Below are 22435 nucleotides of genomic sequence, written 5' to 3'. Positions count from 1 at the left end.
CATTGCCATTTGAGCCATGACACGCATTAGTACGTCACCTCCTGGTTGCGGCGGCGAATGACCGTGACTTCGTCGCGTTGGTTTCCCGTCGGCCCCATGTAGTTGAAGGCGTAGGTCTGCTGGGCGTAACCGCCGATCATGTGCGTGGGCTTGATCATCAGGCGGGTGAGCGAGTTGTGGTTGCCACCGCGCTGGCCGCTGGTCTCGGAGAGCGGCATATCGATCAGCCGGTCCTGCGAGTGATACATGAACACGGTGCCCTCGGGCATCCGGTGCGAGACGATGGCTCGTGCCGTGGTCGTGCCGTTGCGGTTGACCGCCTCGATCCACTCGTTGTCCTTGACCCCGATCTTCTCGGCGTCCAGCGGACTCATCCAGATTCCCGGACCACCCCTGAACAGTGAGAGCATGAACAGGTTGTCCTGGTATTCGGAGTGGATGGACCACTTATTATGCGGGGTCAGGTACCTGACGGACACGCCCTTGGAGGAGGTGGAACCGATGGCCGGTTCATCGAATAGCGCCGTCATGTCCAGCGGTGGCCGGAAGATCGGCAATCCCTCACCCAGTTCGGTCATCCAGTCGTGGTCCAGATAAAAGTGCATCCGGCCGGTCAGGGTATGCCACGGTTTGAGTCGTTCAACGTTGATGGTGAACGGGGAGTACCGCCGGCCGCCGGTTTCAGAACCTGACCATTCGGGTGAGGTGATCACCGGCGCCGGACCGTTTTGTGTATCGGCGAACGTCACCCGGTGGCCTTCGTTCTCCGAGGACAAGTCGTGCAGCAAGGTGCCGGTGCGTTTCTCCAGCGTTTTGAAACCCTGGGTCGCCAAATGTCCGTTGGTGGTGCCGGAGAGGGTCAGGATCATCTCGCAGGCCTGGTAGTCCTTGAGGATGTCGGGGCGCCCATGGCCCGCACCTCCCCTCACGGTTCCGTTCTTGATCTTTAGTTCTTCGATTTCCCGGCTCACGTCAAAGGTGATGCCCTTGGTCGTGGCCCCGAGCGTGTCCATCAGGGGTCCGATCGAGCGCATCATGTCGCCGATCTTCGTGTAGTCGCGTTCGACTTCGATGATCTTGGGCATGGTGACCCCGGGCTCGGGCTCACATTCGCCGTATTTCCAGTCCCTGACCTTCCCATGTGGGGAAACCATCGCATCGGGGGTGTCATGGGTCAGCGGCGCCGCGACGACGTCGGTCTGCTTGCCCAGGTGCGGTTCCGCCAGACGGCTGAACACCCGGGAGATTTCCTGCCAGGCGTCCCAGTCCGTACGGGATTGCCACGGCGGGGCGATGGCCGGGTTGAAGGAGTTCACGAACGGGTGCATGTCAGTGGTGGACAGGTCGTACTTCTCATACCAGGTGGCCGCCGGGAGCACGATATCCGAGTGCAGCGTGGAGCTGGTCATTCGGAAGTCCAGCGTGGTGAGCAGGTCGAGTTTCCCCGTCGGAGCCTTCTCCCGCCATTTCACGTCCTTGGGGCGGAAGCGTTCTGCGGTTTCCTCGGCACTGATGGTGTGCGAGGCCCCCAGCAGGTGGTTCAGGAAGTATTCGTTGCCCTTGGCCGAGGAGCCGATCAGGTTCGAGCGCCACAACGAGAGCACCCGGGGGTAGTTATCCGGAGCATCGGGGTCCTCGGCGGCGAAGTTCAACCGTCCCGCCTTGATCTCGTCAACCACGTAGTCCTTGGCCGACTGGCCCTTCTGCCTGGCCTGGGCCCCGATGATCAAGGGGTTCCGGTCGAAGGTGGGGTAGGAAGGCATCCACCCCAGCCGGGCCGATTGGGCGATGATGTCCGCCGTCGTCTTTCCGGCGAGCTGCCCCTTGCCGGTTTGGGCGGTCAGGGCATCGGCACCGAACTGGTCATAGCGAAACTGGTCGGTGTGGAGGTACCAGTAGGCCGTCTGCACCATGTTGCGGGGAGGACGCAGCCAGTCCAGTCCGTTTGCGAGTTGGTTGTATCCGGTGAGTGGACGGACCTTTTCCTGTCCGACATAGTGCGCCCAGCCGCCGCCGTTCACGCCCTGGCAACCGGTGACGGTCGTCAAGGTCAGGAAGGTGCGGTAGATGGTGTCGGAGTGGAACCAGTGGTTGGTGCCGGCTCCCATCAGGATCATCGAGCGGCCCTTGGAATCCTCGGCGTTCTGCGCGAATTCCCGACCGATCCGTTCGCAGGCCTCGGCCGTGACGCCGGTGATATTGGCCTGCCAGGCGGGGGTGTTCGGCGATTCGGCGTCGTCGTAGCCCGTGGGCCACTCCCCCGGTAGCCCGGGGCGCCCCACGCCGTATTGGGCGAGCATCAGGTCGAAGACCGTGGTGACCAGCCGTCCGGCCACCCGGCGTGCCGGGACGCCGCGGCGGATGACACCGATATTGCCCTGGCCGGCGTCGAAACGTGGCATGTCGATGGAGACGTTTTCGTCGGCACCATCGATCAGGGTCAGCTTGGGGTCGATATCCCCGAGGTCGAGGTTCCATTTGCCCTCACCGGTTTCGCCGTAGCGGTGGCCGAGGGTGCCCGGGGGCACCACGAGGCGGTCGGTGGCCGCATCAACCAGGACCGTCTTGAATTCGGGGTTTTCAGCTTCCGCCTCAATCTCTCCGTCCAGGTCGGCGGCGGTCAGGAACTTGCCGGCAGTGAACATCCGTTCTCCGTCGGCGTCCTGCGCTTCGTCGAGGGTGACCAGGAACGGCAGGTCGGTGTACTTCTTCACGTACTGGGTGAAATAGGGGGTCTGCCGGTCCACGTGGAATTCCTTGAGGATGACATGTCCCATGGCCATCGCTAGGGCGCCGTCGGTTCCCGGTTCGGCGGGCATCCATTCATCGGCGAATTTGGTGCTGTCGGCGAAGTCGGGGGAAACGACGACCACTTTTTGTCCCCGGTAGCGGGCTTCGATCATCCAGTGGGCATCGGGGGTCCGCGTCACCGGGACGTTGGTGCCCCAGATGACCAGGTAGCCGGCATCCCACCAGTCCCCGGATTCGGGTACGTCGGTCTGGTCGCCGAAAACCTGGGGGGAAGCGACCGGCATATCGGCGTACCAGTCGTAGAAGCTGAGCATGGACCCGCCGATAAGGTTCACGAACCGGGCACCTGAAGAGTGCGAGACCATCGACATGGCCGGGATGGGCGAGAACCCTGCCACTCGGTCGGGACCGTATTTGCGGATGGTGTGCACATGGGCCGCCGCGACGATCTCGACCGCTTCGTCCCATGACGCGCGCACCAGCCCGCCCTTGCCCCGGGCGCTCTTATACTTCACGGCCCGCTCCGGGTCCTCGGTCAGATCGGCCCACGCCAGGACCGGGTCCTTCAGCCGGGCTTTGGCCTCTCGGTACATTTCCAGCAGGACGCCGCGGATGTATGGGTAGCGGGTTCGGGTTGGCGAATAGGTGTACCAGGAAAAAGAAGCGCCGCGCGGGCAACCGCGCGGCTCGTATTCCGGCTTATCGGGGCCGGTGGTGGGGTAATCGGTGGCCTGGGTTTCCCAGGTGATGATGCCGTCTTTGACGTAGACATTCCAGGAGCACGACCCCGTGCAGTTCACCCCGTGGGTCGATCTGACCACCTTGTCGTGGCTCCAACGATCCCGGTAGAAGGAATCCCCGGAACGGCCCCCGACCTTGAGTAGCGTGCGTCCATCGGGCGAGACGACTTCCTTCGGTTTGAAAAACCTCCGAGTCCTGATCAGCGCATCTTGTAGTCCGCTATTCATGGTCGTGCTCATGTCGGCCCTCCCGCATTCGCCGTTATACGGCCCGCCATGAGGCCGTATGCCTCCTCGGACAGGGGGTTTCCGAATCCTGTGGAATCAAAGACCCCGCGTCGATGAAACTCACAGTAGCAGGGAAAAAATGAGACCACCATCACATAGTTGCAATCAACAAAACTGCAGGTGACATGGGAAATTCTTCACGCTCTAAGGTTCCGGCCCGCGGAGGGAACGACGAAGGCCGCCCCCGCGGGAGCGGCCTTCGAAGAGCTGATCCGCGCGGACTCGGCTCAAGGGGAACCGGAACCATCACGCTCGCGGGTCGCCGGTCAACCACCGTGGGCTAGGCGAAAGGCAGCACCAGTTCTGCGTAGCGTTCCTTCACGGTGGAGAGGACCGTATCGCCGTCGGTATCCCAGATTTCCTGGTTGAAAATTTCCACCTCGATATCCCCGGTGTACCCGGCATCACGGACCCAGGAGCCGATGGTCGCGAAGTCGATGACACCGTCTCCCATCATGCCGCGGGAAAGCAAAGCGTCGGCTGCGATAGGCAGGTTGAAATCGCAGATTTGGTAGGAAGCGATCCGCTGTTCGCGGCCGGCCCGCCCGATCTGCGCCTTCAGATCAGGGTCCCACCAGACGTGGAAGGTGTCTACGGCCACGCCGACGGCGCCCGGATCGTACGGTGCCGCCAGGTCCAGGGATTGCCCTAGCGTGGAGATCAGGGCCCGGTCTGCCGCATACATCGGATGCAGCGGTTCAAGGACCAGCCGCACCCCGTGTTCGACGGCGTAGGGCACCAGGTCCTTCAGGCGGTCGGCCACGCGTTGGCGGGCCGCGACGACATCCTTCTCCCCCGGGGCCAAGCCGCCGACCACCAGGAACAACTCGGTGGTGCCCAGCGCCACGGCCTCTTCGATCGCCGCACGGTTGTCGGCCAGCGCCACTGCCTGGCCCTCGGCATCGGCTGCCGTCAGGAAGCCTCCCCGGCACAGCGATGAGACCCGCAGTCCGGCATCACGGATCAGCTGCGCCGATTCCGCCAGGCCGTGGTCTGCGACGATGTCCCGCCAGGGGCCGATGGCCGGGATCCCGGCGCGGACGCAGCCGTCCACGACCTCGGGCAGGGTCCATTTCTTGGTGGTGGCGCTGTTCAGGGCCAACCGCGAGAAATCGCTCATGCTCCCACCCCATTGGTCTGAAGGAAGGTGGACATCCGGGCTGCGGAGCGCTCAGGATCTAGGAGCAGCCCGGCAGCATCGGCCAGTTCGAAGGTGGTCGCCAGGTGCATGAGCGACCGGCCCGAATGTAGTCCGCCCACCATCTGGAAACCGGGCTGCTGCGCGTTGATCCACGAGAGGAACGCAATGCCCGTCTTGTAGTAGAAGGTGGGGGCGCTAAAGATGTGCTTTCCCAGTTCCCGGGTCGAATCAAGGGTGGCTCGTGCCGCCACCGAATCACCGGCGTCGTAGCTTTGCAGCGCTGCGGAGGCCGCCGGGTAGATGGCGGCGAAGATGCCCAGCAGCGCATCGGAGTGGTGACTGCCGTCCCCGTCGATGAGTTCGGGATAGTTGAAGTCATCCCCGGTATAGAGCCTGACCCCTGCAGGCAGTGAGGCCCGTAGTGCGACCTCGTGCCCGGCGTCGAGCAGGGAGACCTTGACCCCGTCGATCTTCTCGGCATGACCGCTGACCAGCGAGGAGAACGTATCGGTCGCCGTGGCGACGTCATCGGAGCCCCAGTAGCCGGCCAAGGCCGGATCGAACATGGTGCCCAGCCAGTGCAGGATCACCGGTTGCTTGGCCTCACGCAGCAACGTCGAATAGACGTGCAGATAGTCCTCGGCGTCGGTGGCCACGGCGGCCAGCGCGCGGGAGGCCATCAGGATGGTCTTCGCGCCGGCCTCCTCCACCAGAGCCATCTGCTCGCGGTAGGCATCGAGCACGACGTTCAGCCCGGCAGGGCCCGAGGGGACGGTGGCCAGATCCAGCTGGTCGGTTCCCGCGCCGCAGGCGAGCAGATCGCGCACCGATTTGCCGGCGGTGGCGGGGGCCTTCGAGGAGACCACAGCGGCCGCTTCGGCGGCACTGCGGCGGATCAGTTCTCCGGTGGCCGCCCAGTCCAGACCCATGCCGCGCTGGGCGGTGTCCATCGCATCGGCGACACCCAGGCCGTAGGACCAGAGTTCGTGGCGGTAGGCGAGGGTGGTATCCCAGTCCAGTGCCGCCGGGGCTCCGGGCACGTTCTCCGCGTGCACGTCGGGGATGACGTGGGCCGCTGCGTAGGCGTGCCGGGAGGTGATCGGGGCGGTGGGCCTGGACCAGGTCCGTGCCTCGGATAGCTGGTGCGTGCGGGTTCCGCCGTCGTTCCGGGGAAGAATCAGCGAGGCCATCAGAGCGTGATTTCCGGGATGTCGATGGTACGGCGTTCGTCGTTGGAGCGCAGGCCCAATTCGGCCAGCTGGACGCCGCGGGCCGCGGAGAGCAAACCGAAGCGGTGTTCGCGTCCGGCGACGACGTCGGCCAGGAACTCTTCCCACTGCAGCTTGAAGCCGTTGTCCAGCTCGGCGTTGGCCGGGACTTCCTGCCATTGGTCGCGGAAGGATTCGGTCACCGGCAGGTCGGGGTTCCAGACCGGCTTGGGGGTGTGGGCGCGCTGCTGGGCGACGCACTTATTCAGGCCGGCCACTGCCGAGCCGAGCGTTCCATCGATCTGGAATTCGACGAGTTCGTCGCGGTAGACCCGCACGGCCCAGGAGGAATTGATCTGCCCCACGACCTCGTCGCCGGCGGGGGTCTCGAGTTCGAAGATGCCGTAGGAGGCGTCATCGGCGGTCGCGACGTATTCCTGGTCCTGCTCGTCCCAACGGGCCGGGATGTGGGTGGCGGTCTTGGCGTTGACGCTTTTGACCTTCCCGATGATCCCCTCGAGGACGTAGTTCCAGTGGCAGAACATATCGGTGGTCATGCCGCCGCCGTCTTCGGCGCGGTAGTTCCAGGACGGACGCTGCGCTGACTGCACATCGCCTTCGAAGACCCAGTAGCCGAATTCGCCGCGGATGGACAGGATGCGGCCGAAGAATCCCTCATCGACGAGGCGGCGCAGCTTCACCAGCCCGGGCAGGTAGAGCTTGTCATGCACGACGCCGGCGGTCACCCCGGACTCGGTGCCGATGCGGGCGAGCTCGATGGCTTCGTCGAGGGTTTCGGCGGTGGGCTTCTCGGTGAAGATGTGTTTGCCGGCCTGCATGGCCTTCTTCAGCGTCGCGGCGCGCAGGCTGGTCATCGAGGCGTCGAAGACGACGTCGACGGTCGGGTCGTTGATGACCGCATCCAGATCGGTGCTCCATTCGGCGACCCCATGCAGTTCTGCAAGTTCGCGGACCTTGGCTTCGTTGCGCCCGATGAGGATCGGCTCGACCTGGACGCGGCTGCCATCGGCCAGGGTGAAGCCTCCGGCGTCGCGGATCGGCAGGATGGATCGCAGCAGGTGCTGGCGGTAGCCCATCCGGCCGGTAATGCCGTTCATGGCGATACGGATGGTGCGTGGTGTCGAGCCCATGGGACCTCTTTGCTGGGGGTGGATGGTATGAAGACTGATTGGGAAAGCGCATTCCCGTTGTGTCCATCATGCCCATCCAAACAATGCTTGGCAAGCGCTTTCCCAAACTTTTCTGTCATGCGATACTGGAACTCTTGTCCACCATGTGAGCCGTGACGGCCGGCGAAGGGGTAGCGATGTCCGCAACGACACTGGCCGAGGTGGCCCGCAAGGCAGGAGTCTCCCCCGCCACCGCGTCCCGGGTACTCAATGGTTCGGCGCGGATCCCCGGACCGGAGATTGCCGCAAACGTCCGGCGGGCGGCCCTCGAACTGGGGTACGTGCCCAATGCGCAAGCTCAGGGGCTGGCGAAATCCAGCTCGGGGGTCATCGGCCTCATCGTCCACGACATCGCCGACCCGTACTTCGCGGCCATCGCCCACGGCGTCCAGGAAGCTGCGCGGGAACGCAATAAACTCGTCATGCTCGCCACCACCGGCGGCACCCCTGCAGAGGAGGCCACCGCAGTCTCCGCCTTCGCCGCCCACCGGGCTGATGCCATCATCCTGGCGGGCTCGCGGACCACCGCTGCTGCGGACCGTGAAGCCAACAGCACCTTGGCCAACGAGCTGGACCTCTACTGCCGTAATGATGGCCAGGTCGCCGTCATCGGTCGCCCCGTGGAGGGGACCGGTTCCCCCGAACACCACCATGTCATCGCCGTTCCCAACGAAGACCTGGCCTGTCAGCTGGCGGGCGCATTGGCCGCCACCCATCGCGGCCCCTTCCTGATCGTGGCGGGCCCCGAGGGCTTGGCCACCTCGGACGATAGGGTCCGTGGATTCCACCATGGTCTACACGCCGCGGGTGTTCCGGCGGCCGAGGTCTTGCATACCGGATTGGACCGGGCTGGCGGCCATGCCACCGGCGCCGAGCTGGCACCACGGGTCGCCGCGGCTCACCGGGAAGGGGCCCCTGTCTGCCTTTTTGCGGTCAGTGACGTGATGGCCATCGGGCTGGTCGCCGGGCTGCGTGAGGGCGGGGTCCAGGTTCCGCGCGACGCCGCCGTCGCGGGATTCGACGATATCGAGACGCTGCGGGATTTCCATCCCGGATTGACCACCGTGCGGCTGCCGTTGCTGCACATCGGACGGATCGCCGTCGAAAGCACCGTGGCCCTCCCTGGAGGTGCTGCCGGAGCCGAACCCACCGTCACCGGCGAACTCATGCTCCGACGCAGCACCACCGCGGCGGGGCAGGGCTAACGCGGTATTAGTGCCGCGCCAGGCTGAACTGCACCGGCAGCCCGTCCCGGGTGCGGACCGCGATCTCGGTGCGCCCCTGCCGGCCATGATCATGGCCGTGGCGTCCTCCATGATGGTCGTGGCCGCCGTGGCCCTTGCGGGAAGTGACCTTCACGCCGTCGACCTTTTCGGCTAGCTTCCAGGAGCCCTTGACCTTCACGGTCAGGGTGTGGGCCTGGCTCGCGTTTTCCCTCCAGGACACCACGTAGGGAAGGACACCGCCGACGAAACGGCCCTTGGCATCGTATTGGTCCGGGTCTTTGCCCGAATACAGGCGGAGATCCGGATCCGTCACCGACATGACCAGACGGTTCTTTTCACGCCGGGTCATCAACAACGAAGGAGTATCCACCCCTTCGATATCGCCCTCGAACCCGTGCCCCGCCTCGAAGACCGCGTAGCCGGTGATACCGGTCTCCCGATCGCGGACTGCATGCCGGTCGGAGCGCGCCTCCAACACCTCATAGGGGGCTCGCCGGCCGCCCATGGCTTTCGCGAAGGCCGCCGTTTGTTGTGGAGTCCGCCCGATCAGCATCGCGTATTCATAGGATCCGCTCCTCGGTTTGGTCCCATGGCTCAGCCACGCCGTGGCGAAGTCCCCACTGGTGGGTTCTCCGGAGCTCTGGTCCTTCGACTTCTGCGTGGAACGCTCGATCCCCAGGTGCTGCTTGGCCGGGATGTAGTAGCCATTGCCCTTCCCGTCGGCCAGCCATTGTGCATGCTTGGATTTCTTGCGCGATTTGCGCTCGAGCGGGAAGTCGGCGACGGGCCGGGTGGAGTCGATGTAGGTGGGCTCCGACGTCGCCGCCAGGTGGCTCTGGAACAGGGTCGTCCCCGTTTCGTTTCGGCGGTCATTGTTTTCGATCCCCGTACCCACTGCGATGACCCGCTCGTCGAAAAGGAACACTGATTTGCGGGCCCGGTGGCTGGGATCCCAGGAAGGGATCTCGTGCAGGTCCATGGCAAAGAGACCGTGCCGGCCATCGATGTTGGTGGCCCCGCCGAAGCGCGAATCCGAGAGTGGCATGATTTCCACTCCGAGCCCGAGATCGATGAACAGGTCATCAACGGGCTTATGGATCGCCGTCGTGCCCGGGAAACGCCCCCAATCCCAGCCTTCCTGGGAGAACCCGCTATCCAGCAGGGTGATCGGATCGCCCGTGGACTGAACGTTGATCTGCCCGTAGGTGCCGTAGCGGCCATAGATATTGGCGTTTTCGTAGGTCTCCGAGCTCCACAGGTAGCGGTTGTGTCCGCGAACGGTCACCGACCAGTCCTCGCGGCGGTGCACTCCGAGGGCGCCGTAGTTGTAGGTCCAGTGGCCCGTCGGGGAATCTTCCACGGTGACCCCGGTAGCAGCCAATTTGGCGGCCAGCCGTTGGTGGATCGAAGACTGCTTTTCCGGCAGCAGGCGCAGGAAGGCAGCCCCCAGTTCGGGGTCCAGGGCCTTCTTCCCGTCGGGCGTGCCAGCCTGGAACAGCCACTGGAAGGGATCGAGCTTGAGTGTTTGGCCCGCCTTTGGATGGCGGTTACACACGGTCAGCGACCATTCGAATTTATTGGCAAAGGTGCGCATCCCCAGCACCGCCTTTTTCAACAGGGAGTGCGCCGCCTCGGACAGACGGAACGACGTGCCACCCAGGACCATGACCATTGGCGCCAGTCCGGAGAGGCCATCAGCGCTGTAGGCGGGGTAGAACCCGACATGGTGGAATCCCGAGCCATCGGCTTTAATTCCGCCCTGCAAACCGTCACTTGGCTGCAGGGTGACATCGAGGAAGTCGCGGACGGCTGAAAGCCAAGCCGCCTGTTCGCCAGGAGTCTCCCGCAGCATGGCCGCTGCCACAAGGCCCCGGACGTTCGTGTTGTAGATGTCCATGATGCCATCGCGTCGCAGCGGGCGTTCGAGAACGCGCCCCAGGCCGACGAACCAGTCGACATCGGCCCGGGCTTCCTCCAGCAATCCTTCATCCTGGAGGACGTCCTTCATGATAAAGACGGAGTCGTAGTACCCACGGATGTTGTATCCGAGATGGTGGACACTGCCCTGGCTACTGCCCTTGGCCCAACCCACGCGGCGAAGATGCAAGACGGCGCGGACGTACAGCTCGGCCACCAGCGGCCTGCGCGTGGCATCGGCACGTTCCCAGGCCCGGGCGATCTTCTGCATCAGATCCGTGAGCGTGCGCAGTTTGGCGCTTCCAGCCAGCGCAGCCAGTTCGGGGGCGATCTGAGGCGGGAAGATGGCCTGCTGGTTCAAGAGGACCGGTGTCGCCGGCCCACTGGTGGACCGCTCGGGGATGCCGAGCTTGGCCAGTTGCGCCGTCAGATCGGCCACCTGCGAGCCCGTGGTCGCGCCGCCACCGGTGAGGTAGGCCTCAAGGTACCTGGACTTCACCGTCGACACATCGGCCAGCAACGTCGCATCTGTGACCGGTGCCGGCGCCTGGGCATCCTGTAGTTCCTGGAACTTCAGCAGGGCGAGCCAATGCGCATTTTGCGCCGTATCGGCTTCCGGGTTGACGAAAGGGGCCTGCTCGCTCCGCATCGGGTGGTCGGTGCGCATGGACATGTTCAGGACCAGCTGGTCCAGGAAGAGCGTCCCGGAACCCGACGACGGGGCGACGAACCGGAGGGTATCCATGTCGCGGCGCGGTGTGCCTTCCAGGTCCTGGGCCAGGCGGATCCAGACGGTTCGCCAGCCGGTGAAGTCCAGATGGAGGTCGCACCAGGCGTCCTTGCTTCCCTGCCGGCCGAATTCCAGGCGCAGGGTGCCCTGGCGGGCCGTGGAATTGTAGATCCACAGGCCGAAGGTGCTGCGCGATCCGAGCTTCGTCTCGTCGTCCTCCGGGATTCTGGAGTCCTCGGCGTCCAGTGCCGCATCGATCTGCAGGACGGAGCCGGCGGAGTAGTCCCAGCGGAGGGAGTGCTTGCCGATGATGGCCTGCTCGTCACTGATCGCGGGCTCCGCCCCCGAGACCGCAGTGACCTGCTCGGGCACCTTCGTTTCGAAGAGGAAGGTCGGCGGCTGCAGGGCCAGGGCCTTCGCTTCGACGTCACCGGGAGCCGCGGGGGCCATCGGGACCCGGGCACCGGCGGCTTGGGCAGGTGCGGCGCTGAGCGCGAACGCAGCCCCCGCGCTGGCGACGCTGCCGACCTTGATGAGGGTGCGTCGGTTGAATTCGAGGTTGGTCCAGTTCATTGTTTTCCAATCTTCTCCGGTACGCGAACGGGCAACCGGAAGGGCTTTCCATGAGCTCAATCTGGTAGACACCTCCGGCATTTCACCGGGTGCCTCCAGCTGGGACACGGTCAGTCAAGGTGACGCACACCATAGGAATAAATGAGCACCCCGAAGTTCTGTCCGGCCGCGCGGGCCTCAAGCCGGACGGCGGATTAGCTCGAGGACAGCGAGTCGAGGATCTTCCGGGTGGCGGCCAGCGCCTCGCCCAGCTCCGGCAAATCGGGGTTCCAGGCCTTCTCCCATTCCAAGGACACCCAGGGATCGACTCCTGTCGGCGCCTGTTCCCGGTACAGCCGGAGCATCTTCTCCAACGGGATGTCCCCCTCCCCTGGCAGGGTCAGGATCGGGGCATCGGCGGTGGAGCCACGGCGGGCATCCTTGAGCTGGAGGTACTCGATGCGCCCGGCGAGCGCCTTCACGGTCGCTTCGGGTTCCTCCCCGCGTTTCCACGGGTGCAGGACATCCCAAATGGTGCGCACCGCGCCCTGCGGCCCCAGGGGGAACAGGATGCGCGCGGCATCGACCCCGCGTGGATGCGAATCATGAGTCTCCAATAAGAGCTGGACCCCATGCATGGCCGCCGGCCCTTCGGCCGCCGTCAGCCGACGGACTGCATTTTCCTCCAGCTCAAAGGCCTCCTCGCGGTCGGCCTCGGAGGTTGAATCCAGCCCGGCACCGGGAAAGACCCTCACGGCCTTCGCCCCGATGTCTGCCGCGAGCCGCAACGCGGCCTCGAGTTCCCGAAAGACGTCGATGTCCTTTCCGGGCGCGCAGATCTTGACATAGCTCCCCACCGCCAAGATGGTGATCCCGGCATCGGCGAAGGCGGTCTTGACCTTCCCACGCTCGGCGTCGTCCATGCTGGCGGAGATAATTCCACCCTCGTGCATCCGCAGTTCGACGCCGGTGGCACCGTGCTCGCCGGCGAGCGCCAGCACTTCGTCGACATCGGCGTCTGGGCATCCCAACGTGGAGAAGGACAGTTGCATGGGGCGTGGTGCTCCTTGGTATCGCTGACGGTGGTGTGCTCCATTGTTGGCCATGTTCCGTTCAGGCGCTACTGCTTTATTCCTCACCTTGACGTGACGTTGAGTTCCTTCCCAACAGGGCACCGGCACTCAGGGCCGGCCCCGCCACGGACATCAGGAGCGAAGCCATGGACCAGGAACTATCCCGCAGAACCGCACTCAAAGGCGCCGGAGGGGTGGCCGTGACCGGCCTGCTCCTGAGCTTCATCAGCCAAACCGCCCTGCCCGCCCGGGCTGCCGAAATGCCCGCCTTATCAAGCGCCGATTTCGCCACACTGCGCTCCACCTGGGTGGACCAGCTCACCGGCCGGAGGGAATTCATTGCCGGCGATCGGGATTTCGCCAACGCCTTGGCCACCCTGGACCGGGCCGCCGCATCGGCCGTGGGCACCCTGGACTCCTCCGCGGCCAGAACCCGGATCTTCACGGACTTGGGCCTGTCCGCAGCCGGGGACCTGCGCTATACGTATGTGCGCTTATCCCAAATGGCGACCGCCTGGGCCACGCCCGGGGCGGCCTCCTTCGGCCAGGGCACCTTGTTGAAGCAGATCCGTGCCGGGCTGTCCGACGCCCACCGGCTGCGCTACAACGACACCACTGAGGAGGAGGGCAACTGGTGGGCCTGGGAAATCGGGGTTCCCCGGGCCCTGGCGGACACGCTGGTACTGCTCTTCGACGAGCTGGACGAGGACGAGCGGGCCGCATACTGCGCAGCGATCGACCACTTCGTGCCGGACCCGTGGCAGCAGTTCCCGCCCTCGCGCGGGAAGATCACCTCGGTCGGGGCGAACCGCGTGGACCTGTGCCAGGGCATCATCGTCCGCTCACTGGTCGACGGGAACGAAGAGAAGCTCCACCATGCCGTCGCCGGACTGGCCGAGGTGTGGCAGTACGTCACCAGCGGCAACGGATTCTTTGCCGACGGCTCCTTCATCCAGCACAGCACCACCCCCTATACCGGCTCCTACGGGGTGGTTCTGCTCAGTGGTCTCGCCAGGCTCTTCGCGCTGCTCGGCGGAACCGATGCCGCGGTCTCCGATCCGAGCCGGGACATCCTCTTCAAAACCGTTGAGGACTCCTTTGCCCCCTGCCTGATGGCCGGGGCCATGGCCGATTCGGTGCACGGGCGCAGTGTCTCCCGCGAGGAAAACACCGGTTTCGATTTGGGGGCCAGCACCATCGAGGCCGTGCTGCTGCTGTCACGTGCCGTCGACGCACCCACCGCCAAGCGCTGGCGCCGGCGCGCGTTGCAATGGATCACCGATAACGACCACGCCCCCATTCTGGACGGAGCCAGCGTCGCGCGTACGGCACTGGTGAAGGAACTCCTGTCGCTGGGCCTGTCGCCGGCGGCCCCACTGGCCGGCCATTTCCTGTTCCCGGCCATGGACCGCACCATGCACCGCGGCCCCCAATGGTCGCTGTCCACGGCGATGTGCAGCAACCGGATCTCCTGGTACGAATGCGGCAACGGCGAAAATGACCGGGGCTACCATTCCGGCTCGGGCATGACCTATGTCCATGACGCCGATCTGGGCCAGTACGACGACGCCTTCTGGGCCACCGCAAACCATGTCAGGCTACCCGGGACCACCGTAGACACCACGTCCCTGCCGGATAGGGTCGAGGGCCAGTGGGGGGCCGGGACACCGGACAACGAATGGACCGGCTCGAGCGCCAACGAGGAGATCGCCGCCGTCGGACAGCATCTCATCGGTCCCGGAGGCACCGGGCTCAGCGCCCGCAAATCCTGGTTCGTCAGCGAGGACGTCATCGTGTGCCTGGGCTCCGACATCCACACCGGTTCCTCGGCACCGGTGGAAACCATCGTGGACCACCGCAACCTGCACCAGGGCTCCAACGCCTTGGTCACCGCTTCGGGGCGCGTCGCGGCGGCGACCGATGCTGAGTCAGTCCTCTCATCGGACCGCTGGGTCCATCTAGAGGGCTTCGGCGCTTACGTCGCGCTGGACGAAGCGCCACTTCACGTGCTGCGCGAACGCCGGTCGGGGTCCTGGTCAGATGTCAACGCCAAGGGCAGCACCGAGGTGCAGAAACGCAACTACGCCACGCTCTATTTCGATCACGGCACCTCACCGGAGCAGGCCGGCTACGCGTACCTGATCGCCCCGGGCGCCTCGATCCAGGGGGCTGCGAAACTCGCCCGACGGAAGCAGCACACGGTGCTGCGTAATGACGCGGTCGCCCAGGCGGTCTCCTTCGCCCACGAGAAGACGCTGGCCGCCACGTTCTGGGGGCAGGGCACGGTCGCCGACCTCGAACTGTCGGGCCCGGCCTGCGTCGTCCAGCGCGAGGACGGAAACCGGCTTCAGTTGTCGATCAGCGAACCCACCCAGGGCGCTTCTTCCCTCTCGTTGACCTTCAGGACCAGGCGGCGCTACCGGCTCCTCGAGGGTGATAGAGCCAGGCTGACCCGCAACGCCGACGGGTCGACGACGCTAGAGGTCGGTACCCGCGGCCTGGCTGGGGCCACGGTGCACCTCGCCGTTCAGGCCAAGGGCCCGCGGACCTTCACGCCGTCGGGCCGGCAGCACTAGGAGCCGGGGCCCGGCGGTCCGTCGGGCCCGCGGTGGCGGTGCCCGGCACGGTGGCACAGGATTCGCGCACCACAATGCGCGGTCGCAGACGGATCTGATAGATCGGGCAGGCATCGCCTTCTTTCAGCCGGCGCAGCAAGATCTCTGCGGCCATCATGCCCAAACGGTGCTTCGCGGGCGAGATCGCCGTCAACGGGATCGGGGCGATATCGGCCATCTCATCGTCATAGGAGACCAGGGATAGTTCCTCGGGCACGTTCACCCCACGCCTCAGGGCTGCGGTCTGCAGCAGTGTCGCTTCGCGGTCCCCGAACACCAAGGCCGCCGTCGCACGGCTGTCCCGTAGCCGGGTATACATGGCCTCGGCCTGATCCTGCTCCCATTCGGGTTTTGTCGAACTGAAAATCGGCAGTTCCTCCCCGTCGGCAAAAAGTCCGAGGTCGGCTACGGCACTGCGGTACCCGGCGACGACGGCCGATTGGGTGGGGTTGGCGCTCTTGCCCGCTACATTCGACCTCGTCAACACGGCGATGCGTTCGTGGCCCAGTCCGGCCAGGTGTTTCACCGCGTCATAGGCCCCGCCCTGGTGGTCGGAGCAGATGTGTTCGGTCCGATCCGCAGCCCCGAGGTCCTCGAGGCTACGCTCGAGCAGCACCACCGGGACCGGCAGGGCCGCCAGTTCGGCGACCCTCCGCTCCGGATCAGGAATGCCGGTCAAGGTCGGTACGAGCAGCAGCCCGTCGACACCGGCATCGAGCAGGAACTGGATGCTGGAGTTCTCCCGGCTCAGATCGTAATGGTAGGTGGACAACTGCAGGCTGGCCCCCTGCGCCGTGAGGTGCTCCTCGATCCCCTGCAGGACCTTCGGATAGTACAGCTGGGTATCCGGCAGCAGAACACCGATGGTGTAGCGCGGTTTCTTCAAGGCCCGCGAGGGTGGGGTGGCGACGAAGCTGCCGGCGCCCTGCCGCCTGATGACGAGCCCCTTATCCACCAGATCCTCGTAGGCACGCCGGACCGTGGTCAGGGACAGGCCGGTCTCCCGGGCGAGTTGGGCCTCCGTGGGTAGCTTGCTGCCCACGGCCCAAGTGCCCGCGAGGATCTCCCGGCGCAGGTCTTCACTGAGTTCCTGAAATTTCAGGGGCTGCTTGCGGACGTTACGCAGTTCCCCCTGGTCGGCGACGAGCCGTCGGTAGTCTGGCACGGATACTCCTTTGGTCATTCCTCCCATAATGCACGATCGTTGAAGGGGTTTTAAGGGATGATTCGTCAATGACTTCTGAAATCGCTGGATTCTAGCCGTTTTTCTCCGTCAAAAGGGCGCTGATGCCACCTAGTCATTCTTTATTCCTCTCGATAATGCCGGGTATGAAGTAAGGAACACCCGCCATATCCCGTATAGGACTAGGAGTGCCCGTGAAGCGGAACCCACCCAACATCTTGATGATCCTCAGCGACGATCAGGGCGCCTGGGCCATGGGATGCGCGGGCAACGAGGACATCCAGACACCCACCCTGGACGCGTTGGCTGCCGAAGGCACCAGGTTGGAGAACTTCTTTTGTGTCTCACCCGTGTGTTCCCCGGCCCGGGCGAGCCTCATGACCGGCCAACCACCCTCCCGGCATGGAGTCCACGACTATCTGCACGGCGTCGAGGCCGGCCCCAACGCCACCGACTTCCTCTCCGGCCAACCACTTTTCACTGATGAGTTGGCGGCCGCCGGCTACTACATGGGCCTGTCGGGCAAATGGCATCTTGGCGCCAATGACGAGGCCCGCCACGGCTTCGACCATTGGTACGCCTTGGAGGGTGGCGGATGCCCCTACGACCACGCCACCATGTACCGCAACGGCGAGAAGGAATTGGTCACCGACTACCTGACCGACGCGATCACCAACGACTCTGTGGGGTTCATCGAGCAGGCTGCCCGCCAGGATGCCCCGTTCTTCCTGGCGCTGAACTACACGGCCCCACATATGCCGTGGAAGGACCAGCACCCCGAAGAATTCACTCGACTTTACGAGGACACGGCCTTCGCCTCCTGCCCACAGGAACCCATGCACCCGTGGACCACCACCGTGGGTGGGGTCCCGCTGGGCGGCGAGGCCGATACCCGTGCGGCCTTGGTGGGCTACTTCGCGGCGGTCAGCGCCATGGACGCCGGCATCGGGCGCGTATTGCACCGGCTCGAGGAACTCGGACTGCGTGAGGACACGATCGTGGTCTTCTCCAGCGACAACGGCTTCAACTGTGGTCATCACGGTATCTGGGGCAAGGGTAACGGCACCTTCCCGCAGAACCTCTACGACTCCTCGGTGAAGGTTCCCGCCATCTTCTCCCACCGCGGCAGCATCCAGACCGGCCGGATAGCGCAGGAGCTACTCTCCGCCTATGACGTCGCCGCCACCCTGCTGGAACTCGCCGGTCTCGAGGCAAGTGAATTCGAGACGGGGCCCGGTCGCTCCTTCGCCTCCGTGCTGACTGGCCAGGAAACGGAGGCGACGGCCGTTCCCCGGCCCGTAGTGATCTTCGACGAATACGGCCCCTCCCGCATGATCCGCAATCGCTTCTGGAAGTACAACCACCGTTACCCCCACGGCCCACACGAGCTCTACGATCTGGAGAACGACCCGGAGGAACGGGAGAACCTGGTTGATAACCCGGCCCATGCCGACCGGGTCGCCGAGATGCGCGCCGAGCTGCAGGAGTGGTTCGACACCTACGGTTCGGCGGACTTCGATGGCAGTTCCCTGCCCGTCGCCGGCGCCGGACAACTGCATCCGCTCACCGGGAACCCGTTGGGCGCATTCACTGCCCCGAATTGGGACGGAACCCCAATCGGGGACGCAGCACGGAAGGAACACCATGGCGCCTGAGCAACCGAACCTGCTGTTCATCATGGCGGACCAGTTCCGCGATGCGGCACTGGGGTTCCGAGATGCCGACCCCACCTACACGCCCAATCTCGACGGCCTGGCCAGGGAATCAGCCGATGTCGCCCATGCCGTGAGCAGCTACCCGGTGTGCAGCCCGCATCGGGCGATGATGATGACCGGCCAACACCCGCACCGCAACGGGGTGCCGGTGAACATCAACTCCAACACCGATGCCGGGCTTCCACCAGACATCGACACCTGGTCCAGGGTTCTCCAGGAATCCGGCTACCAGACCGGGTACATCGGCAAATGGCATCTGGAGGCCGTGACCGCCGAGGACGCCATCTGGGGCGAGGGCTTCCGCGAAGGCGCCGTCTGGGACGCCTATTCCCCACCGGATCGCCGGCACGGCTTCTCCTTCTGGTATTCCTACGGCGCCGCCGACAATCATCTGCGTCCGCACTACTGGATCGGTGACGCGCCGCGCGAGGAAAAGACGATCGTCGAACAATGGTCGGTCGAACACGAAACGGACGTCGCGGTCGATTTCCTGCGAACCGTGGACACGTCCGGAGGTCCTTTCGCCTTGGTGGTCTCGCATAATCCCCCACACCAACCCTTCGACCAGGCCCCGACCACGTTCCGGGACCGCTATACCGCCCTGACACCCGAGGAACTGTTGCCCCGGCCCAACGTCGACCTCGAGACGCCGGCCGGACGGGAGGCCGTGGAGAAGGCCCCCGACTATTTTTCCACCGTCTCGGCCGTCGATGAACAGATTGGCCGCCTCCTGGCGGCCTTGGAGGAGACCGGACAGCGGGAGAACACGATCGTCATCTTTACCTCCGACCACGGGATGCAACTGGGCAGCCACGGCCTGATGTACAAGAACGTTCCGTGGGAGGAGTCGATGTCGCTGCCGTTCCTCATCCGCTGGCCCGGCCATATTGCCGCCGGTCGTAACGAACGGACGCTGATCGGTTCGGTGGACGTTGCCCCGACCCTGCTGGGTTTGACCGGACTGTCCGGCAAGATCCCCGACGCCATGCAGGGCACCGACGTTTCCGCCGATCTGGTGGACCGGACGCCTTCCGGCTCCGCCGGAGGCGGATCGGCCCTCTACTACGGTCCACCAGCGCCCGACGGCGGCCCGGGAATGCGCGGTTTGCGCACCACCGATTACAAGCTCCTGGTCGATTGCCGTCCCGACCCCCGTCGGCCGGGCCGGTACCTGCTCACACCGCGGCTCTTCGATCTGCAGGCAGACCCCTACGAAATGCGTCATCTGGCAGCAATGGAGGACGCGCGCGGCAAAGAATACTGCGTACAGTTGCTTCATGAGCTCGAAGTCGCCGGCGACACCTGGCCGGCTTTGGAGGACCTCCGGGCGATGGTCGCGGACCTGGACCGTTGGTCACTCTGATTCCGCATCGGCCCAAGCCGCCCCGGCCAGCCTGCCCCATCCCCTGAAGAGGACGCCATGAAACTCGAGATCGCCGTCGTCGACCTTCCCGGAGCACTGATTGCCTCCGAGGAGGGCGCCAACCGGGTCGAGCTGTGCGCGAATCTGGAGGTCGGCGGGCTCACCCCTTCCACTGCCCTGCTCGAGTCGTGCCGCGGCCCCTTGGCCGGCACCACCGAGATCCATCCGATCATCCGTTGCCGTCCCGGGAACTTCGTCTACTCCGGTGAAGAGCTGAGGACCATGGCGGAACAAATCGCCTCCTGTGCCGCCCGAGGCGCCGACGGCGTCGTCTTCGGCGCGCTCACCCCCGATGGCTGGATCGACCGGGCGGGAACCCGCACTCTTCTCGATGCGGCCCGCTGGGCCAACCCCGACATGGAAATCACGTTCCATCGGGCCATCGACGAATGCCGCGACCCGATGGAAGCCATCGATCTGTTGGCCGGACTCGGCTTTACCCGCGTGTTGACCTCGGGGGCCGAGGACTCGGTGGGGGCTGGCCTGGATCTGCTCGCCCGTCTGGTCCAGCGTGCCGCCGGACGGCTTCAGGTCATGGCTGGTGGCGGGCTCGTCGTCGAGGATATCCCGGCATTGAAGGCCGCGGGTCTGGACGCCGTACACCTCTCCGCCAGAAGGAAGCCCGCTCCGGTGCCGGCCGGCGCAGCAGCGGCAAGCCCCCGGGTTCGCACGAGCACCGGGACCATGCCGATGGTGCTGACCCCGTCGCCGGAAACCGCAACCGACCGAGAACTGGTCAAGGAAGCCCGCGCCGCTTCGCGCTGACCCGTCGGTTTCAGGCCCCGAAGACTCCCTGATTGATCGCGTCGGCCGGCCATCGTTCATGGCGAATCCACGACAGGTTCGCGGTGATGGCCCCGTCCGACGCCTGCAGCCCGTCGGGCGTCCAGTTCAGAACGAGGCGCCTGGCCACCGCCTCCAGATCGACGTTCCGCCGGGTGAAGCAGACCAGCCAGGACCATCGCGTCTCCGCGCCGGCGGCAGGATCCAGCGTGATCACCGGTACGGCAACCCGTTCACCAAGGATCGATCCGGAGGCTTCGCGGATGCGGGGAGTGGCAGCTACCGTGTCACCTTCCGGGGCACCGACGAACTGGATACCGGAGCGCAACCCGTCCGAACCGGCGGCCAGGGCTCCCGCGGCGGTGAGTACGGATTCCGGTTCGGTATCACCAGCCAAGGCATAGCCGCTGGCTTCGAGGGGCATGGCCACGGCACCACGGATACGCGCGGCACGCAGCTCCACGCCGTCGGGCAGCAGCGCCGTCGCATAATCGACCTCGATATCACGTCCCGCGGCGTCCAGCCGGAATCTGCTGCTGCCACCTCCCGGACGGGCCACCCCGGCCACCGGTCCGCGGTTCAAACTCGTTGAGTCGTCCAACGGCACATAGAGGTCGTTATCGCGCAGGCTGCCCTGCTGGACCGGGGCACTGGCCGTGCTGAAGGCTAGTCGGCGATACAGGGCCGAATCGTGGCGCGGGTGGCCCCCGGTGCCGAAGTTGGCGACTTTCACGATGTCGTCACGGTGGTTCCCCTGGACCAGCCACTGCGGTCCGGACAGGACCCGATTCACATCGGCCCCCTCAATCTCCAGGGCCGCCTCCGGCGCGGTCCAGGCCGGATGGTCGGCCGGGAGCAGCAACCCCAAAAACCCCTTGGCCGCCCACAACGGGGAGCCCGGGGCGTTATAGGACTGCAGGATGGAGGATCGCGGCCCCCACCATCCCAGCGGGAGCACCCCGTCGTCCCCGACGCCCCGGTCCGTGAAGTGCCGGGCCACCCCGGAAGCGAGCCGCCGGGTCCGCCCCGGAGGCAATGCCTCCACCCCTTGGAGTTCGCCCATCCACAAGGGGGCGACGACGCCCCAGCGATAGATCAGCGACCGCCCCTGGATCAACGGGCTCCCTCCGGCAGCGAAGAGGTGCTGGTAGCCCCGCAGGAACATCTCCAGGCGCTCCCGGTAGAGCCGCAGGCGTTCGGCCGACGCCGTGGCCGCCGCCACGGTTCCGGAGAGCATCTCCAGGATGAAGAACGGGTACAGCTGGAAGGTCCAGGCGTTGTAGTGGTCGAATCGGCGTCCCTCGCCGTCGGAGTACCAGCCATCCCCGGCGTACCAATCCTCGATGCGGTCCAACGCGGCCTCGATGCCGAACCGGTCGCAGGGGGCGCCGACCGAGGCCAGGAAGGCCTGGATGGTGGCCCCGAAAAGGACATGGTTGTTATCGGCAGAGGCCTGGCCGGTGGCTCCGGAGAGCCAGTGGATGATCCGGGCTTGCACCCCGTCGTCGAGCCCGTCCCAGAGCCAGGGGCGGGAGAAATGCAGACCGAGGACGATCGCGGTGGCTTCCACCGTGGGTTGGCCGTGGTCGGTCAATCGCGGCCACTGTTCGGCATCGCCGCACCGGGCTCCTGCCGCCAGCGCGTCGGCGTACCACTGCACCAGGGCAGGATCTGAACCTGCCGAACCGGCGATGCGCAGCGCAGCCAGCAAGAACGACCGCGCGAAACCCTCCAACTGGTCGGTGGCGTTTTGTCCCGCTGCCGGCGGAAAGACCACGCGGGCTCCCGCGGGAGAGGAATGGCGGTGGGCCCCGGCGATCAACCGGTCGGCCAACCGTTCCCACTCGACGCGGCCCCATCCGGTGAAGCTCCGGGCTTTCTCCATGGCCTGCTCTTTTCG

13 protein-coding genes are annotated in these 22435 nt (G+C 65.4%); 5 read left to right on the top strand and 8 right to left on the bottom strand.

Features of this window, described 5'->3' with window-relative positions:
* Positions 1 to 26: 26 nt before the first annotated feature.
* The 4 genes from ACT3S6_RS12230 to ACT3S6_RS12215 all read right to left on the bottom strand — a co-directional run bounded on the left by ACT3S6_RS12230 (position 27) and on the right by ACT3S6_RS12215 (position 7279).
* Positions 27 to 3731, bottom strand: a complete 3705-nt coding sequence (locus ACT3S6_RS12230; RefSeq protein WP_444555177.1) for a nitrate reductase subunit alpha — start codon at positions 3729 to 3731, stop codon at positions 27 to 29.
* Positions 3732 to 4059: 328 nt separating this feature from the next.
* On the bottom strand, positions 4060 to 4899 hold the full coding sequence (locus tag ACT3S6_RS12225) for a sugar phosphate isomerase/epimerase family protein (RefSeq protein ID WP_444555176.1): 840 nt from the start codon (positions 4897 to 4899) through the stop codon (positions 4060 to 4062).
* On the bottom strand, positions 4896 to 6110 hold the full coding sequence (locus ACT3S6_RS12220; RefSeq protein ID WP_444555175.1) for a dihydrodipicolinate synthase family protein: 1215 nt from the start codon (positions 6108 to 6110) through the stop codon (positions 4896 to 4898). Before ACT3S6_RS12220 ends, ACT3S6_RS12225 begins: the two co-directional genes overlap by 4 nt.
* Positions 6110 to 7279 carry a Gfo/Idh/MocA family protein gene (locus tag ACT3S6_RS12215; RefSeq protein ID WP_444555174.1) on the bottom strand — a complete coding sequence of 390 codons (1170 nt, stop codon included), beginning with the start codon at positions 7277 to 7279 and terminating at the stop codon, positions 6110 to 6112. Before ACT3S6_RS12215 ends, ACT3S6_RS12220 begins: the two co-directional genes overlap by 1 nt.
* 176 nt (positions 7280 to 7455) lie before the next feature.
* Here ACT3S6_RS12215 and ACT3S6_RS12210 point away from each other — a divergent pair, with 176 nt between their 5' ends.
* Positions 7456 to 8523 (top strand): LacI family DNA-binding transcriptional regulator, encoded by a 1068-nt coding sequence (locus ACT3S6_RS12210; RefSeq protein ID WP_444555173.1) that lies wholly within the window; start codon positions 7456 to 7458, stop codon positions 8521 to 8523.
* Positions 8524 to 8530: 7 nt separating this feature from the next.
* Here the strand turns inward: ACT3S6_RS12210 and ACT3S6_RS12205 are convergent, their stop codons facing one another.
* On the bottom strand, positions 8531 to 11764 hold the full coding sequence (locus ACT3S6_RS12205) for a chondroitinase family polysaccharide lyase (RefSeq protein ID WP_444555172.1): 3234 nt from the start codon (positions 11762 to 11764) through the stop codon (positions 8531 to 8533).
* Positions 11765 to 11958: 194 nt separating this feature from the next.
* Positions 11959 to 12795: a sugar phosphate isomerase/epimerase family protein gene (locus ACT3S6_RS12200; RefSeq protein WP_443384178.1), complete on the bottom strand. Its 837-nt coding sequence runs from the start codon at positions 12793 to 12795 to the stop codon at positions 11959 to 11961.
* A gap of 167 nt (positions 12796 to 12962) precedes the next feature.
* Here ACT3S6_RS12200 and ACT3S6_RS12195 point away from each other — a divergent pair, with 167 nt between their 5' ends.
* Positions 12963 to 15392: a polysaccharide lyase 8 family protein gene (locus ACT3S6_RS12195; RefSeq protein WP_444555171.1), complete on the top strand. Its 2430-nt coding sequence runs from the start codon at positions 12963 to 12965 to the stop codon at positions 15390 to 15392.
* Here the strand turns inward: ACT3S6_RS12195 and ACT3S6_RS12190 are convergent.
* Positions 15367 to 16596, bottom strand: a complete 1230-nt coding sequence (locus ACT3S6_RS12190; RefSeq protein ID WP_444555170.1) for a GntR family transcriptional regulator — start codon at positions 16594 to 16596, stop codon at positions 15367 to 15369. The two genes, ACT3S6_RS12195 and ACT3S6_RS12190, sit on opposite strands and share 26 nt — an antisense overlap.
* Before the next feature lie 212 nt (positions 16597 to 16808).
* Here ACT3S6_RS12190 and ACT3S6_RS12185 point away from each other — a divergent pair, with 212 nt between their 5' ends.
* The 3 genes from ACT3S6_RS12185 to ACT3S6_RS12175 are packed head-to-tail and all read left to right on the top strand — an operon-like array spanning position 16809 to position 20517.
* Complete coding sequence (locus tag ACT3S6_RS12185; RefSeq protein WP_444555169.1) at positions 16809 to 18269, top strand: sulfatase-like hydrolase/transferase; 1461 nt, start codon at positions 16809 to 16811, stop codon at positions 18267 to 18269.
* Entirely contained in the window at positions 18259 to 19692 is a 1434-nt protein-coding gene (locus ACT3S6_RS12180; protein WP_444555168.1) for a sulfatase family protein, read from the top strand. Before ACT3S6_RS12185 ends, ACT3S6_RS12180 begins: the two co-directional genes overlap by 11 nt.
* A gap of 57 nt (positions 19693 to 19749) precedes the next feature.
* Complete coding sequence (locus ACT3S6_RS12175; protein ID WP_443384173.1) at positions 19750 to 20517, top strand: copper homeostasis protein CutC; 768 nt, start codon at positions 19750 to 19752, stop codon at positions 20515 to 20517.
* A 10-nt stretch (positions 20518 to 20527) separates the two neighbouring features.
* Here ACT3S6_RS12175 and ACT3S6_RS12170 read toward each other — a convergent pair whose 3' ends face one another.
* Complete coding sequence (locus ACT3S6_RS12170) at positions 20528 to 22420, bottom strand: DUF2264 domain-containing protein (protein WP_444555167.1); 1893 nt, start codon at positions 22418 to 22420, stop codon at positions 20528 to 20530.
* Positions 22421 to 22435 lie beyond the last annotated feature (15 nt).

This window comes from Arthrobacter sp. AOP36-C1-22 (assembly GCF_052377515.1).
GTDB lineage: Bacteria > Actinomycetota > Actinomycetes > Actinomycetales > Micrococcaceae > Arthrobacter_H.
Note: the sequence above shows the minus strand (reverse complement) of the source record. Positions and strands in the feature narration are given on the sequence as shown.